We start from the raw sequence: 15,771 nt of genomic DNA, 5'->3' as shown, positions 1-15,771 counted from the left end.
CGGCAAGAGCGTCGCGGGGGTTGCGACCGGCGAAGTGTCGGTCGGCTCGTCCGGGGCCGAACGCCGCGTCACCAATGTTGCCGCCGGCTCGGCTGCGACCGACGCGGTCAATGTCAGCCAGCTCCAGGCGGTTTCCAGCGGCTCGATCCGCTACGACACCGATGCCTCAGGGAACACCACCAACAAGGTGACGCTGAACAGTGGCAGCACCGGGCCGGTCACCATCAGCAACGTGGCGGCGGGTGTCGCCGGCACCGATGCGGTCAACGTCAACCAGCTCAACAGCGCATTCCAACAGCTCAATGGTCAGATCGGCGAGGTGCGGCAGGACGCATGGCGCGCCGCCGCGATCGGCATGGCCGCGGCATCGCTGCGCTATGACGACCGGCCCGGCAAGATCAGCGCATCGGCCGGCGGCGGCGTCTGGCGTAGCCAGGGCGCGCTTGCCTTCGGCATCGGTTACACCAGCGAGAACAGCCGGCTGCGCAGCAATTTGGCGGCGACCACCGCCGGCAGCGACTGGGGTGTCAGCGCCGGCGTGAGCCTGACGCTCAATTGACCCTGACGGCGACGAGGCGGCTGGCGTGTCTGGCTTTGGCGATCTGGCTCTGCGCGGCGGCGGGCGCCAGCGCGCAGCCTGCGCCGCTACCCGCCTACGCCGTGAAGCCATCGGACGTCGTGGTGCCGGAAGGCGAGACGCTTGGCGAGTTCAGGCGGATGATCCAGCCGTTCAAGAACTGGACCTTGATCTGCGACGAGAGCCTGAAATCGAAGCGCCGCGTCTGCAACGTCACGCAGTCGATCGTCAACGCGCAGGGTGCGGTCGCCTTCAACTGGTCGCTGATTGCGACCGCCGACGGCAAGCCGCTGATGGCGATGCGGATTCCTGCGGCCGCCGGCGTCGGCGCGCAGATCGAGCTCGCGATGGGCGATAGTCCGGACCGCATCGTCGCGCAGACCGATCGCTGCGACGCCAGTTTCTGCTTTGCCACGATCGCGATCGGCAATGTGCTGAGGCGGCACATCCGCGCGGCGACGCCGTGCCTGGTGTCCTATCCGCTGCCGCAAGGCGGGCCGGTCGTGCTGGAGGCGCCGCTCGACGGCCTGTCCGGTGTGCTGGCGAAGCTGAAATAAGCCGGGGTCGGACATGCGGATGTGGCGTTCCGGTATTCGGCTCGAGACTGACACGCGAAGTGAAAAGGACGGATGGTCGATGCGGCGCACCCTGGGATTGATCTTTGTTGCGGTCGTCGTGGCCGCGCTCGGTGCCGCCGGCGTCGTGGTCTATGCGCAGCAGACCCAGCCGGTACCATTGCAGCCGGCCGCGCCCGCACCGGCCAAGAAGCCTGCTATCGCTGCGAAGCCGCAGCCGCACAAACAGCGTCCGCAGGAGGCGCAGACGCCATCGGCGGCCGCGGCATCCGTTCCGCCGCAGCAGGCGGGGCAGCAGCCGACGGTGTTCGACGAGCATGCGCGGCAGGGCAACGTCGTGGCCTGCGCCAATCTGTTCGGAACGCTCGGCCGCGGTCTCGCGACCAACTCCAACTACACCGCGCAGTCGCAGTGGGACGCCAAGGCCGGCAATTCGCATTCGGTGCAGTCGCTGGTCGCGCTCGCACCAAATCAGGCGCCTCAGGGCAGCGCTGCCCAGCGCGCCGTCGGCATCGTGTTTGCCGCGCCGGTCGGGTCGTCCTGTGAAGGCAATCTGGTGCGGGTGACGCCGAGCGCAGAAAGCTGCTCGACAGTTGCTGCGGAGCTCGCCAAGCTCAACGGGCAGAACGGCACGCTTGGTGACCTCGCGACGATCGCGCTGCCGAACGGCGCGCAGGTGGTGCTGATTCCGTTCGGCAATGCCTGCGTCGCGGTCACCGCGCTGCGGGTCGCCGGATAGCGCGGCCGCTCGGCGCGCAGCGCCGGGCGCCTGTCTCCTCGCATCCACCTCTCCTCCGCAAGGCACTTTTTTCCTCCGCAAGGCACTTGGCAATCGCGGCGCCGATCCCCCGCGAGCCACCGAACACGAGGGTGGTACGCGGTCTCTCGCGTGCGCTATCCGTCGCAGCTGCCCGCTAACATCTTGGCGATCAGCCCATCAAAGGGCTGGATTTCCGGCTCCGGATCGTCAATTCTGATTTGGAACTTACCATCCGTGCATACGCGGAGGAGATGTCCCATGGAGGAAGCGCGTCCGGAGCGGTTTGTCCGCGAGGTCGGCGGTGAGCTGGTGTCGTCCGTCATCGCGCGGTCGGAGCCGATCAGGGTCGAGCTGCTCAGCCGAACCTCGCGGCCCCGCATGAACTGGCACTTCCGCCAGCCCGAACTGACGTTGTTCTGGTTCCGCAACGGCTGCTCGCGGTTGCAGGCCACGATCAACGGCCGTCCGGTCGAATATGAGTTCTCCAGGGCGGCCAATCTCGCGCTGTTTCCCGCCGGCACCGAGATCGAGGGGGAGTGGTCGGTCGGGCCGGCATTCGACTATGTGGTCGTCTTCCTTGACCCAAAATTCGTGCAGAGCCGTCTCAATGGCTTGATCGAAACGCCCGCCATTGCGTTCGGCCATGACCAACTCTGTCGTGGTCTCTCCGAACTTTGCCAGGAAGCGACCACGCCGGACAATCTGTTCGATCTGTTCGCCGAAGGCTGGGCCAGCCAGGCGCTGGCCCATATGGCGCGGCTGTCGCGCGGCGCGGGACCGGCAAAAGCGCCGAGCCGCGGCGGTTTGCCGGCGCTCAAGCTGCGGAGGATCGAGGAATTCGTCCGGGCCAATCTTGGCGAGACGATCTCGTTGTCGGCACTGTCAGATGTTGCCGGCCTGAGCAAGCGGCATTTCCTGCGCGCGTTCCAGGAGAGCATGGGCACCAGCCCGCATCGCTATGTGCTCGGCCTGCGCATCGAGGTGGCCAAGCGCCGCCTCAGCGACACCGATGAGAGCCTGACCAGCATCGCGCTGGCGTCGGGGTTCAGCCACGCCCAGCATTTCTCGTCGACGTTCAGGCAAGTCACGGGTGTCAGCCCGTCGGTGTTCCGGCAACAGGGACGGGCGTGAGTTTCGGCGCTTTTTTGCAAGTCGAGGCGCTTTCCCGCAAGCGCCGGCGCAGGGTCCAGCGTATGCCGGGGTTGCGCTCAGGGTTTGGTCGCGACCGCGCATTGGAGAGGGAAGCAAAGCATGCCAGGGCCATTGGCGGGAGTTCGCGTACTTGATCTGACCGGTGTCGTCTCGGGCCCGTTCGCGACGATGTTTCTAGCCGATCAGGGCGCGGATGTTCTGAAAGTCGAGCCGATCGGCGGCGACATCACCCGCCGCAGCCGGGCCAATGTCGACAAGACCGGCGAGTTCTCGGCGCTATTCATCTCGTCGAACCGCGGCAAGCGTTCGCTCTCGATTGACATGAAAACCGACGCCGGCCGGGACGTGCTGGGCAAGCTGGTCCTGCAGTCCGACGTGCTGGTGCAGAATTTCCGGCCCGGCACGATGGAACGTCTCGGGCTCGGTCCGGACGAGGTGCGCAAGAAGAACCCGCGGCTGATCTATGTCTCGATCAGCGGCGTCGGCGAAGACGGGCCTTACGCCAAGAAGCGCGTCTATGATCCGATCGTGCAGGCCCTGTCGGGCTTCTGCGATATACAGGCGCAGCCGGTGACCAACCGTCCGCAGATGATCCGCACCATCGTGGCCGACAAGACGACGGCGGTCTATGCCGCGCAGGCGATCACGGCGGCGCTTTACGCGCGGGAAAAATCCGGCAGCGGCCAGCATATCCAGGTGGCGATGCTCGACGCGATGATCGCCTATCTCTGGCCGGAAGGCATGATGCAATACACGGTGGTCGGCCGGGAGCAGGCGACGGCCGATCCGAACGGACCGGCCCGATCTCGTGTTCCAGACCTCGGACGGTTATCTTACCTGCGGGACGATTTCCGATTCCGAATGGCAGGGCTTCTGCAAGGCCACCGGTGATCCGGAGCTCGCCAACGATGCGCGCTTCGCCACGCCGGCCTCGCGTTCGGTCAATGCAACCGCGCGCATCAACAAGATGCAGGACTATATCGGCAGGCACACCACCGCCGAATGGCTCGCCCGGCTTGATGCAGCCGACGTGCCGTGCGCGCCGATCCTGCGGCGCGGCGAGATCATCGCCAACGAGCAGGTCGTCGCCCGCGGGCTGATCGCCGAGCTCGAGCAGCCCGGGGTCGGCACGGTGCGGCAGCCGAAGCCAGCGGCGCGCTTCGAGGTCGATGCCGCCGCGATCGGCGGTCCTGCGCCGCGCATCGGGCAGCATACGAAGCAGGTGCTGTCCGACCTCGGCTACGGCGATGCCGCGATTGAAGCGATGATCGAGCAAAAGGCCGTGCGCGCGGTCTGAGCGACCGCGCCGCGCAACGTCACAATTGCTGAATCGAACAACCGCTGTCGGTGGGAGATGTCCTATGGCCGAGACAAACAAGACTGCCTTGCTGGTTGGCGCGGGCGATGCGATCGGCGCCGCAGTGGCGCGGCGCTTCGCCGCCGGCGGCTACACCGTCTGCATCGCGCGGCGTGATGCGGCGAAATCGGGCGCCCTGGTGGAGGAATTGACCGGCGCCGGAAGCCAGGTGCATGCGTTGAGTGTCGACGCCCGGCGCGAGACAGAGGTGCAGGAACTTTGCGAGCGGGTCGAACGTGAGATCGGGCCGATCGAGGTCTGCCTGTTCAATGCCGGCTCGAACGTCAAGAAGGAGCTGCATGAGACCAGCGAAAAGCTGTTCTTCAAAGCATGGGAGCTCGCCTGCTTCGCCGGCTTCCTGGTCGGACGCGAGGCGACGCGGCACATGCTGCGGCATGGCCGCGGCACCATGCTGTTCACCGGCGCGACCGCGAGCGTGCGCGGCAGCAGCGGCTTTGCGGCATTCGCATCCGCCAAGTTCGGCCTGCGCGCGGTTGCCCAGGCGATGGCGCGCGAGCTCGGACCGAAGAACATCCATGTCGCCCATCTCTTGATCGATGCCGGCGTCGACAGCCCGGCCATCCACCAGCGGATGAAAGCCGCCACGGGCGTCGACGCATCGGCGATCCCGCCGGATTCCTTGACGCGGACATCTTCCATCGCCGAGGCTTACTGGTTCGTGCACCAGCAGAGCCGGGACGGTTGGAGCCATGAACTCGATCTGCGTCCCTCCGTCGAGAAATGGTGACGTCATGCCGGAGACGCTGACGCTATGGGGGGTGGGGACATCGCGGACGATCCGGGCCCATTGGGCGTTGCACGAATTGGGGCTGGACTATCACTGCAAGCCGATCCTGCCGCGCTCCGGCGAGACCAAGACGCCGGAATACACCCTGCTCAATCCGCGGCAGAAGATTCCCCTGCTGCAGGATGGCGACTTCACGATCGGGGAGAGTGCCGCCATCGTCGCCTATCTGGCGCGCCACTACTCCAACTCGAATGTTTCGCTCGTTCCCGTTGAGGAGCGCGATTTCGCACGATGGCTGGAATGGTGCTTCTTCATCGTGGCCGAGCTCGACTCGACCAGCCTCTACGTGATGCGTCGCCATGACGTCCAAGGCCTCGCTCATATCTACGGCCATGCTCCGGATGTCGTCGTGAAAGCGGCCGAGTATTTCCGCCAGCAACTCCGCCATGTCGAGGTCGCCTTGTCGGACGGCCGCCAGTATCTGATGGGCGATCAGTTCACCAGCGCGGATATCCTGCTCGCGACCTGCCTGGTATGGGCGATCGACTACGGTGTCGGTGTCTGCGACGTCGCAACGCCCTATCTCGACCGCGTCACGGCGCGGCCGGCCTATAAGGAAAGCGTCGCGATCAATACCGTGAAGAGCTGATCGGTCGCGCCATTCAGGGTTGGCGCTGCCGGGGACCGCCCGATCTCGCATCCAGGCATCAGACCAAACCGGCCGTGCAGCCCGCGCCAGAGGCCGCCGCAAAGTACGCTCAGAAGCTTGCGCATCGACTTCCCCCTCGACATCCGCCGACTGCGATCCTGCTGATGTCGGTGAGGGAATGACAGAGCCAATTCTGGGCACGCCTGCGTAGTTTTTAAGCAAAGCGTTCTCGCGGCCGCGCGCCGCGCGCCGAAAAATCTCATCAGATTCAAAAGCCGGCGGTGTGGCACGCCTCGTGCATCAAGGGCATCGAGTTGGCCGCTAGGGTTCCGACCTTGAGACACAAGGTGCTGGTCCGAGAGCAGCCGCTTGCGGGGGAGACATCCCCGCAGGTGCACGGCGGGATAAAAGCCCGGGAGACCTCGTTAGCCAAGGGATTGGCGGAGCGATGGTCTTTTCGCCAGTCCCTTTTTGTGAAGTTTCGCAAGAGGGATCGGCAATGAACAAATTCGTCTTCTTCTTCCGCTCTGTTGTCACCGGCTGCGCGATCGTGCTCGCGGTAGCATCCGTCGCTGACGCCGCACCGAAGAAAAGCTTCAAGGTCGCCTGGTCGATCTATGTCGGGTGGATGCCGTGGGGCTATGCGGCCGACACCGGCATCGTCAAGAAGTGGGCCGACAAATACGGCATCGCGATCGAGGTCAAGCAGTTCAACGACTACGTCGAATCGATCAACCAGTACACCGCCGGCGGCTATGATGCCGTCACCATCACCAACATGGACGCGCTGTCGATTCCGGCGGCAGGCGGTGTCGACACCACCGCGGTCGTGATGGGCGATTTCTCCAACGGCAACGATGCCGTGATCCTCAAGAACAAGTCGGATCTCGCCGCGATCAAGGGGCAGACGGTCAATCTGGTCGAATTCTCGGTGTCGCACTATCTGCTGGCCCGCGCGCTCGAGACCAGCAAGCTGAGCGAGAAGGACGTCAAGGTTGTCAACACCTCCGATGCCGATATCGCCGCCGCCTACAAGACGCCTGACGTCAACGCGGTCGTGACCTGGAATCCGATCGTGACGGAAATCCTTGGCTCACCTGACGCCAAGAAGGTGTTCGACTCCTCGCAGATCCCCGGCGAGATCATGGACCTGATGGTGGTCAACACCGCGGTCGCCAAGGACAATCCGGATTTCGCCAAGGCGCTGGTCGGCATCTGGTACGAGACGCTGTCCAAGATGACGGCGAACGATCCTGCCGCGAAGGCCGCCAAGGAGGCGATGGCCAAGGCGTCCGGCACCGACCTTGCAGGTTTCGACAGCCAGCTCTCGACCACAAAACTATTCGACAAGGCAACCGACGCCGAAGCCTTCACGCGCAGCCAGACCATCGGCGTGACCATGGACCGCGTCCGCAAGTTCCTGTTCGAGAAGGACCTGCTCGGCAAGGGCGCGAAGTCGGTCGACGCGGTCGGGATCGAGCTCGCCGACAAGTCGGTGCTGGGCGACAAGTCGAACGTCAAGCTGCGCTTCGATCCGACCTACATGGACGAAGCCGCCAAAGGCAAGCTTTGACGTCAAGCTCTGACGCCAAGCTCGGACGCGCATCGCGTCGCCTCAAGCAGGAGCCGACTATGCGACTTGTGAACATACGGCCGGGACGGCAGACGCGAATCTATCTGCTCGCGCTGCCGTTCGTATTGGTCGCAATCGCCTACTTCGCCGGCTCCAGCGCGCGGCTCACGCAAAACCCGAACGACAAGCTGCTGCCGGCGCTGCCCAGCATGGTGCAGGCGGTCAAGCAGATGGCGTTCGAGGTCGATCCGCGCACCGGAGGCTATCTGATGGCCTCCGACACCGTCGCCAGCCTGGAGCGGCTGGGGTCGGCGCTGGCGATCTCGACGGTGGCGGCGCTCGTCCTTGGTATCGTGATCGGGCTGTTGCCGGGCGCCAATGCCTTGCTCGGGCCGTTCGTATCGGTGACTTCGATGGTGCCGCCGCTGGCATTGTTGCCGATCCTGTTCATCGTGATGGGGTTGGGGGGAGAATTCGAAGATTGCGCTGATCGTGATCGGGACGCTGCCCTGCATGATCCGCGACCTCGCCATGAAGGTGCAGGAGCTGCCGCGCGAGCAGATCGTCAAGGCGCAGACGCTCGGCGCCTCGACATGGCAGATTGCGTTGCGCGTCGCGATGCCGCAAACCCTGCCGCGGCTGATCGACGTGCTGCGTCTGCAACTCGGCCCGGCGTGGCTGTTCCTGATCGCGGCCGAGGCTATCGCCTCGGATTCCGGGCTCGGCTACCGGATCTTCCTGGTGCGCCGCTATCTCGCGATGGACGTCATCATCCCCTACGTCGCCTGGATCACGTTGCTGGCGTTCCTGATCGATGTCGGACTGCGCGTCGTGCAGCGCAGGCTGTTTCCCTGGTTTGCCTCGGTGAGGGCGGAATGAGCGCGATCCGGTTCGACGACGTCTGGAAAGAATACGGCGACCACATCGTGCTGGAGCGCATCACGATGGAGGTCGAGCCGCGCGCCTTCATTGCGCTGGTCGGTCCGTCCGGTTGCGGCAAGACCACGCTGCTCCGGATGCTGCTCGGCGAGGAGCAGCCGAGCCGCGGCCAGATCATGGTCGACGGCAAGCCGTTGCGCGCGGAGCCGGATGCCGACCGCGGCGTGGTGTTCCAGCGCTACTCGGTGTTTCCGCATCTGACCGTGCTGCAAAACGTCATGCTCGGCCGCGAGTTGCGCGACGCCAAATTCACGGCCCGGCTGTTCGGCGCCGCGCGGCGCGCCGCGACCGACGACGCCATGAAGCTACTCGCCGAGGTCGGGCTCGCCGGTCAGGAGAGCAAATATCCGTCGGCGCTGTCGGGCGGCATGCAGCAGCGCCTCGCGCTGGCGCAGGCGATCATGCGCGGGCCGAAAATCCTGCTGCTCGACGAGCCGTTCGGCGCGCTCGATCCGGGGATTCGCGCCGACATCCATCTGTTGATGAAGCGGCTCTGGAACGAGACCCATCTGACGGTCGTGATGGTGACGCACGACCTCAGCGAGGCATTCGGGCTCGCGACCCGCGTGATCGCGCTGGAGCGGCAGCGCAACCGGCCGGAGGAGCGCGAGCGCTACGGCGCCACCGTGTCGCGCGACCTCGAGATCTTCCCACGCCGCAGCGCCGAGCCGCGGTCATCCGTTCAACCAGCTCCGATCGGGACGACCCGGTCAGGCACGGAGCATCAGCCGGGACGGCCCGGCGCTCTCGTCTTGAAGGAGCAACCATGATCCTCACAGAGGAACAGAAGGCCGAGATTGCGGTGCATACCCGACGCTACAACGAGTTGAAAGCAGCGGGGCAGGAGCATGCGCCGCGGGCGCTGCCGGCGCCGACCACGCGCGACGCTGCGCCGATCGCCACTGACGCGATCATCCATCGCGAGATGATTCCGGCCGGCTGGTACTGGACCACGCGGCTGAACCGCGGCGATACGCTGCGTATCGTCAACAGTTCGGGGACATCGACCGTCAGCCTGCTCGCCTGGAACAGCGCCGACACCACCGAGCGGCTCAACCACGCCGACACCATCAAGGTGCAGTGGGCGGCCCGGCTGCAGAAGGGGCGCGTGCTGCTCTCGGACATGGGGCGCGCGCTGCTCGGCATCACCGAGGACACCAGCGCCGCGCATGATGCCGTGGTCGGCGGCTCGACCGCGGCGACCAACCTGGCCAAGTATGGCGAAGGGAATTTCCGCAATACGCGCGACAATTTCGTCCTCGCCGCGGCGAAGCTCGGGCTCGATCGCCGCGACGTTCATCCCTGCGTCAGCTTCTTTGCGCCGGTCGCGATCGACGCGGGCGGCAAGTTTTTCTGGTCTGAGGCGCGCCGGCAAAAGGGTGATTTCGTCGATCTGCGCGCGGAGATGGACCTGCTGATTGCGTTGTCGAACTGTCCGCATCCGCTCGATCCGGCGGAAAGCTATCCGCAGGCGAGCGTGGAGATCGTGCGCTACCGCTCGGCCAAGTCCGACGCCGATGATCTGTGCCGTACCGCGACCGCCGAGGCGATCCGCGCCTTTGAGAACAATGCGCTGTATCTCGGCGAGATGAGCGAAGGAGCCGTGCGATGACCACGCAATCCGCTCAGACCCGTGGCCGCGTCGTTCTCGACGTGGAAATTCCCGCGCGCAAACCGTGGTCGGCCATCATCCGCAAAGGCCAGACGCTGCGGATCACGGATTCCCATGGCCAGCAGGCGGTCGATACGCTGTTCTATCGTGCCGACGATTTCGGCGAGCGCTACAGCGGCCAGGATACGCTGCGCGCGCAGGGCTCGGCCTATGTCGGGCTCGGCACCAGGATCATGTCCAATGAAGGCCGCGTGATGCTGCGCGTCACCGCTGATAGTTGCGGCCTGCACGACACCTCGGCGGGCGCCTGCTCCTGCGAAAGCAACACCGTGCGGTTCGGGCACCAGACCCGGTACCAGCACGCCTGCCGCGAGAATTTCGTGCTGGAGGCTGCGAAATACGGCATGTCGAAGCGCGACATCGTGCCGAACCTGAACTTCTTCATGAACGTGCCGATCGATCCCGCCGGCAATTTCACCGTGGTCGACGGCGTCTCCAAACCGGGTGACGCGGTCGAACTGGTGGCGGAGATGGACGTGCTGTGCCTGATCTCGAACTGCCCGCAGATCAACAATCCCTGCAACGGCTTCTTCCCGACGCCGGTGCAGGTCACGATCTTCGAGCGGGAGGCGTGAGGCATGTTCAGCAAGGTCCTGATTGCCAACCGCGGCGAGATCGCCGGGCGGATCGGCAGAACATTGCACCGCATGGGCATCGGCTCGGTCGCGGTCTATTCCGATGCCGACCGCTTCACGCGGCCGGTGCTCGAGGCCGACGAGGCGGTGCGCATCGGCCCGGCGCCGGCGGCCGAGAGCTATCTCAACGTCGATGCGATCATGGCGGCCTGCCTTGCGACCGGCGCGCAGGCGGTCCATCCCGGCTACGGCTTCCTGTCGGAGAACCGCCGCTTGGCCGAACGGCTCGCCGAGCACGGGATCAAGTTCATCGGGCCCCGGCCTGAGCATCTCGACGCCTTCGGCCTCAAGCACAAGGCACGCGAGATCGCCGAGGCTAGCGGCGTGCCGCTGTTGCCGGGCTCCGGCCTGCTGGAGACTATCGACGAGGCGGTGCGAGAGGCTGACAGAATCGGCCTTCCGGTGATGCTGAAAAGCACGGCGGGCGGCGGCGGCATCGGCATGCAGCTCTGCCACGACATGGCGACGCTGCGCGAGCGGTTTGAATCCGTGCAGCGCACAGCGCGCGCCAGCTTCGGCGATGCCCGGGTCTATCTCGAGCGGTTCGTCGCTCAGGCACGCCACATCGAGGTGCAGATCTTCGGCAACGGCAAGGGCGATGTGGTCGCGCTCGGCGAACGCGATTGCTCGTTGCAGCGGCGCAACCAGAAGGTTCTTGAGGAGACCCCCGCGCCGGGGCTCTCCGCCGAGATCAGGCAACGGCTGCACGCGGCCGCGGTGTGTCGCTCGGCAAGGCGGTGGCTTACGAATCCGCCGGGACGGTGGAGTTCATCTATGACGTCGAACGCGAGGATTTCTACTTCCTCGAGGTGAACACCCGTCTCCAGGTCGAGCATCCCGTCACCGAGCAGGTCACTGGCGTCGACCTCGTAGAATGGATGATCCGGCAGGCGGCCGGCGAGGATGTGCTGGGCCAGGCCGGCGCGCTCGCACCAGAGGGCGCCGCGATCGAGGTACGGCTCTATGCCGAGAACCCGGGCGCTGGCTTTCGCCCGAGCGCGGGCCGGCTGACGCAGGTCAGCTTTTCGCCGGACGCGCGCATCGACGGATGGATCGAGACCGGCACCGAGGTCTCGCCGTTCTACGATCCGATGCTGGCCAAGATCATCGTGTCGGCCGAGACGCGCGATGCCGCGATCGCAAAGCTGGCGAAAGCGCTGGATGACACGATCGTTGCCGGGATCGAGACCAATCTCGATTATCTCCGCGCGATCGCGGCGTCTGAGGTGTTCCGCAGCGGCAAGGTGGCGACCAGTGTGCTCGGCACATTCGCCTATCGCCCGCGCACCATCGATGTCGTCGCACCCGGTGCGCAGAGCGGTGTGCAGGAACTGCCCGGCCGGCTGCATCTCTGGCATGTCGGCGTGCCGCCGAGCGGGCCGATGGACGAGCGGTCGTTTCGTCTTGCCAACCGCGTGGTCGGCAATCCGGAGACGACGACCGCGCTGGAGCTGACGGTCAACGGGCCGACCCTGCGCTTCAATACCGATGCGATCGTCGCGCTCTCGGGCGCAGGCATGAAGGCATCGCTCGATGGTGCCGAGGTCGCCCATGATGAGCCGGTCGCCGTGCGCGCCGGCCAGACGCTCGTCATCGGAAGTATCAGGGGCCCGGGCCAGCGCGCGTATCTCGCCGTGCGTGGCGGCATTGATGTGCCGGAGATCCTGGGCTCGCGCGCCGTGTTCGCGCTCGGCGCGTTCGGTGGCCATGCGACCGGCTCGCTCAAGGCCGGCGACGTGCTGCATATCGGTGTCGAGACGTCAGGCCTTGCCGCGCCGCGCCGCGCCACGGAGGACGAGCGGTCAGAGCTGACTTCGGCGTGGCAGATCGGCGTGGTCTATGGCCCGCACGGCGCGCCGGACTTCTTCCTCGACGAGGACATCGAAACGCTGTTCGCGTCGAGCTACGAGGTGCACTTCAACAGTGCCCGCACCGGCGTGCGGCTGATCGGTCCGAAGCCGCGCTGGGCCCGCGCCGACGGCGGCGAGGCCGGGCTGCATCCGTCGAACATTCATGACAACGCCTATGCGGTCGGCTCGATCGACTTCACCGGCGACATGCCGATCATTCTCGGACCGGACGGACCGAGTCTCGGGGGCTTCGTTTGTCCGGCGGTCGTCGCGCGCGACGAGCTCTGGAAGGTCGGCCAGCTCCGGCCCGGCGACACCGTCCGCTTCGTACCGGTGAAACGCGACGATCCGGTTGCCGGCCCCACAGTGCTGCGCGCGCCCGAGCTCGGCGCGGCCATCGTCGGGCGCCATGATGATGGTCCGATCCCGGTGGTCTATCGGCGCGCCGGTGACGACAATCTCCTGGTCGAATATGGCCCGATGGAGCTCGACATCGCGCTGCGGCTGCGCGTCCATGTGCTGGCGCAGGCGCTGGAAGAAGCAAAACTCGGCGGGCTGATCGACCTCACGCCCGGCATCCGCTCGCTGCAGATCCACTATAACGGCACGACGCTGTCGCGAACGAGGCTGCTCGACCTGCTGCGCAAGATTGAGCGCGAATTGCCGCCGGTCGATGCGATGCGGGTGCCGAGCCGCACCGTGCATCTGCCGCTGTCGTGGCGGGATCCAGAAGCCGAGCTTGCGATGCGCAAGTATCAGGAGCTGGTCCGCGCGGATGCGCCGTGGTGTCCGTCGAATGTCGAGTTCATCCGGCGCATCAACGGGCTCGGCAGCGAGGACGACGTCCGCCGCATCGTGTTCGACGCGAATTATTTCGTGCTCGGCCTCGGCGACGTCTATCTCGGCGCGCCGGTGGCAACCCCGCTCGACCCGCGGCACCGGCTGGTGACCACCAAGTACAATCCGGCGCGGACCTGGACGCCGGAGAATGCGGTCGGCATCGGCGGTGCCTATATGTGCATCTACGGCATGGAAGGGCCGGGCGGCTACCAGCTGTTCGGCCGCACCATCCAGGTCTGGAACAGCTGGCGCACCACGCGGGTGTTCGAGCCCGGCCATCCCTGGCTGCTGCGGTTCTTCGACAAGATCCGCTTCTTCCCGGTCGATGCCGATGAATTGCTGGACGCCCGCGCCGCGTTCCCGCACGGGCAATATGACATCAGGATCGAGCAGGGTGAGTTCTCCTACGCCGACTACGCGAAGTCGCAGGCCGATGCGCGGCCGTCGATTGCGGCGTTCAAGGCGACGCAGCAGGCCGCGTTCGATGCCGAGCGCCAGCGCTGGCGCGAGATGAAGCTCGACGAGACGCCGGTGGAATCGATCGATGCAGGGGCTGCGGCAACCGGCATTCCCAACGGCCAGGTCGGCGCGTTCTCGGAGGTGCCGGGCAACATCTGGAAGATCCTGGTCGAGGAGGGCGCCGTGGTCGCAGCCGGCGACACACTCGCCATCATCGAGTCCATGAAGATGGAGATATCAGTGCATTCGCCGAGCGCGGGCCGCATTGCGTCGGTGCCGGTCAAGCCTGGCCAGACGCTGCGCGCCGGGGATGTGGTGGCGTTGATCCGGCCGGAGTAGATTGGGCCGCGTCGGTCTGCTGCGGTCCTGTCCCCATCATGGCCCTATGGGGGACGATCGGACGGAAGCCGACAGCACCACGCCTCGTTGGCAAGGAGCCGGCGCTGCCGGTCGGCGATGGCAGGCCATCCGGAGCGTACCACGCTGAGGACCGCAGCGTCGGCGGATGGACCTTCATCGCAAGCAAAATAGGCGCGAAGCCGCCCTTCGCAGCGGAAGCCGAGGCCGGTGTAGAGCTTGAGCGTACGCCGCAGGCGCCAATCCAGATGCACCTCGGCCCGCTCGACGGCGAGCACCTCGAAGGCATACCGCGTCATGAGATGCGCGACATGGCTGATGAGCAGGACCTCGTCCAATCGTCCGCTGCTCCAGATCGGCGCAAGCGTCGCCCGCTTCTCCTCCGGCTCGAGCGCCGCGAAAGCGGTAAGGCCGATGATGTCGCCTGACCCGGCGTCCTCGATCGCGAACGCGGCCGTGACGTTCGCGCAGCTCAGCGTGGCTGCCACGCGCGCGGCCGCCGCCTGGCCGGAGCCGCCGCGATCGAGCTGCCGAAGCATGCCGGCGTCCCCGAGCGGCTTTACCCGCGAGATCTCAGAACAGTGGATCCTGGTCAGCAGGATGCGGTCGGTGGCCAAGGCGGCATGGCTGTCTGCGAATTGCATGCCCTATTGACGCACCGAACCAACATGCCGTCAAATGACTGGAATGGCAGTTCATATGCGGATTGGTCATGTCCCTGAATCCGAGACACGTTGACCTGTTTCGCGAGGTCGTGCGTCACAACGGAATCACCAAGGCGGCCCTGAGCCTGCGGATCGGGCAGCCGTTCGTCAGTCGCGCCATCGCGCGGCTGGAGCGCGAGATCGGCTTCGCGCTGTTCGAACGCGGGCGCGGCGGCGTCACGTTGACGCCGGAAGGCGAGATATTCCTGCATGAGGTGGAGCGCAACCAAGCCGGGCTGGAGTATCTGGCGCGTGCCGCGCGCGGCATTCGCGCGCGGGGCAGCGGGACGCTGAGGATCGCCTGCCTTCCAGCATTCACCTATTCGTTGATGCCGCGGATCGTCAGCAAGTTCTCCAGGAAGAACCCCGGCATCATGCTGTCGGTCGCCGTGCACAGCCCTGAACGGGTCTGGAGTCTGGTTGCTGCAGGCCAGTGCGATGTCGGGCTGGCGCGACCCCAGTCAGGCTTTGCAGCGGTCGACGACGAACTGCTGATGACGACCGACGCCATCTGCGTGCTGCCGCGTCAGCACCGACTGCGGTCCAAGCGGTTGATCATGCCAAAAGACCTGCACGGCGAGGCGATGATCGCGGCAGCCCCGGGCGCGCCGCATCGATCGCGCCTCGAACGCGCCTTCGAAGACGCCGGGGCCGAGGTCAGAACGGTGGCGGAGATTCAGTACAGCATGCAGCGCTGCGCGCTGGTTGCGCAGGGGCTGGGCTTCTCGATCGTCGATCCCGTCGTGGCGCGGGATTTTGCCAGCGCCCGGATCGTGCTCAAGCCGTTCACGCCGCGGCTGGAGATTACCACCGTGCTGCTGTTTCCGTCGCAACGGCCGCGCAGCCGTCTTGCGCTGGAATTCTGCGACCTGCTTCGCGCCGAGACCGCGGAATACAGGAAGCCCGCCCGCGCTCCGGCCTGAC

Annotated in this window: 14 protein-coding genes, 2 pseudogenes and 1 riboswitch; of the genes and pseudogenes, 15 read left to right on the top strand and 1 reads right to left on the bottom strand. The window is 65.9% G+C overall.

Going from position 1 to position 15,771, the window contains the following annotated elements; translation table 11 throughout:
* Positions 1-34: 34 nt before the first annotated feature.
* The 14 genes and pseudogenes from ACVWW1_RS24880 to uca all read left to right on the top strand — a co-directional run bounded on the left by ACVWW1_RS24880 (position 35) and on the right by uca (position 14,125).
* Positions 35-559 carry a YadA-like family protein gene (locus tag ACVWW1_RS24880; RefSeq protein ID WP_456660669.1) on the top strand — a complete coding sequence of 175 codons (525 nt, stop codon included), beginning with the start codon at positions 35-37 and terminating at the stop codon, positions 557-559.
* Positions 556-1,134 carry an invasion associated locus B family protein gene (locus ACVWW1_RS24875; protein WP_456657768.1) on the top strand — a complete coding sequence of 193 codons (579 nt, stop codon included), beginning with the start codon at positions 556-558 and terminating at the stop codon, positions 1,132-1,134. The genes ACVWW1_RS24880 and ACVWW1_RS24875 overlap by 4 nt, the downstream gene beginning before the upstream one ends.
* Before the next feature lie 79 nt (positions 1,135-1,213).
* A complete protein-coding gene (locus tag ACVWW1_RS24870; protein ID WP_456657767.1) occupies positions 1,214-1,891 on the top strand; it encodes a hypothetical protein in 678 nt (225 codons plus the stop codon).
* A gap of 279 nt (positions 1,892-2,170) precedes the next feature.
* Positions 2,171-3,043, top strand: coding sequence for a helix-turn-helix domain-containing protein (locus ACVWW1_RS24865; RefSeq protein ID WP_456657766.1), 873 nt, complete (start codon positions 2,171-2,173; stop codon positions 3,041-3,043).
* Positions 3,044-3,163: 120 nt separating this feature from the next.
* Positions 3,164-3,955 carry a CaiB/BaiF CoA transferase family protein gene (locus tag ACVWW1_RS24860; RefSeq protein WP_456657765.1) on the top strand — a complete coding sequence of 264 codons (792 nt, stop codon included), beginning with the start codon at positions 3,164-3,166 and terminating at the stop codon, positions 3,953-3,955.
* Positions 3,873-4,361: a CoA transferase gene (locus tag ACVWW1_RS24855; RefSeq protein ID WP_456657764.1), complete on the top strand. Its 489-nt coding sequence runs from the start codon at positions 3,873-3,875 to the stop codon at positions 4,359-4,361. Before ACVWW1_RS24860 ends, ACVWW1_RS24855 begins: the two co-directional genes overlap by 83 nt.
* Before the next feature lie 64 nt (positions 4,362-4,425).
* The gene (locus tag ACVWW1_RS24850) at positions 4,426-5,169 is read left to right on the top strand and encodes an SDR family NAD(P)-dependent oxidoreductase (protein ID WP_456657763.1); all 744 of its coding nucleotides are present in this window, start codon (positions 4,426-4,428) and stop codon (positions 5,167-5,169) included.
* 4 nt (positions 5,170-5,173) lie between these two features.
* Positions 5,174-5,818 carry a glutathione S-transferase family protein gene (locus tag ACVWW1_RS24845; RefSeq protein WP_456657762.1) on the top strand — a complete coding sequence of 215 codons (645 nt, stop codon included), beginning with the start codon at positions 5,174-5,176 and terminating at the stop codon, positions 5,816-5,818.
* 310 nt (positions 5,819-6,128) lie between these two features.
* A riboswitch (guanidine-I (ykkC/yxkD leader) is annotated at positions 6,129-6,239 on the top strand.
* Between the two features lie 78 nt (positions 6,240-6,317).
* Positions 6,318-7,391: a putative urea ABC transporter substrate-binding protein gene (locus tag ACVWW1_RS24840; protein ID WP_456657761.1), complete on the top strand. Its 1,074-nt coding sequence runs from the start codon at positions 6,318-6,320 to the stop codon at positions 7,389-7,391.
* A gap of 59 nt (positions 7,392-7,450) precedes the next feature.
* Positions 7,451-8,270: pseudogene (locus tag ACVWW1_RS24835) on the top strand (ABC transporter permease).
* Complete coding sequence (locus tag ACVWW1_RS24830; protein ID WP_456657760.1) at positions 8,267-9,100, top strand: ABC transporter ATP-binding protein; 834 nt, start codon at positions 8,267-8,269, stop codon at positions 9,098-9,100. Before ACVWW1_RS24835 ends, ACVWW1_RS24830 begins: the two are co-directional and overlap by 4 nt.
* Complete coding sequence (locus ACVWW1_RS24825) at positions 9,097-9,942, top strand: urea amidolyase associated protein UAAP1 (protein WP_456657759.1); 846 nt, start codon at positions 9,097-9,099, stop codon at positions 9,940-9,942. The genes ACVWW1_RS24830 and ACVWW1_RS24825 overlap by 4 nt, the downstream gene beginning before the upstream one ends.
* The gene (locus ACVWW1_RS24820; RefSeq protein WP_456657758.1) at positions 9,939-10,577 is read left to right on the top strand and encodes an urea amidolyase associated protein UAAP2; all 639 of its coding nucleotides are present in this window, start codon (positions 9,939-9,941) and stop codon (positions 10,575-10,577) included. Before ACVWW1_RS24825 ends, ACVWW1_RS24820 begins: the two co-directional genes overlap by 4 nt.
* 3 nt (positions 10,578-10,580) lie before the next feature.
* Positions 10,581-14,125 (top strand): annotated as a pseudogene (gene uca, locus ACVWW1_RS24815) (urea carboxylase).
* A gap of 44 nt (positions 14,126-14,169) precedes the next feature.
* On the opposite strand, the gene ACVWW1_RS24810 reads toward uca, so the two are convergent.
* On the bottom strand, positions 14,170-14,787 hold the full coding sequence (locus ACVWW1_RS24810) for a GNAT family N-acetyltransferase (protein ID WP_456657757.1): 618 nt from the start codon (positions 14,785-14,787) through the stop codon (positions 14,170-14,172).
* A 68-nt stretch (positions 14,788-14,855) separates the two neighbouring features.
* Between ACVWW1_RS24810 and ACVWW1_RS24805 the strand changes: the two genes are divergently transcribed.
* Positions 14,856-15,770, top strand: a complete 915-nt coding sequence (locus ACVWW1_RS24805; RefSeq protein WP_092123839.1) for a LysR family transcriptional regulator — start codon at positions 14,856-14,858, stop codon at positions 15,768-15,770.
* The last annotated feature ends 1 nt before the right edge of the window (position 15,771 follow it).

This window comes from Bradyrhizobium sp. JR3.5 (assembly GCF_054057015.1).
This window is presented reverse-complemented; position numbering and strand designations above follow the sequence as displayed.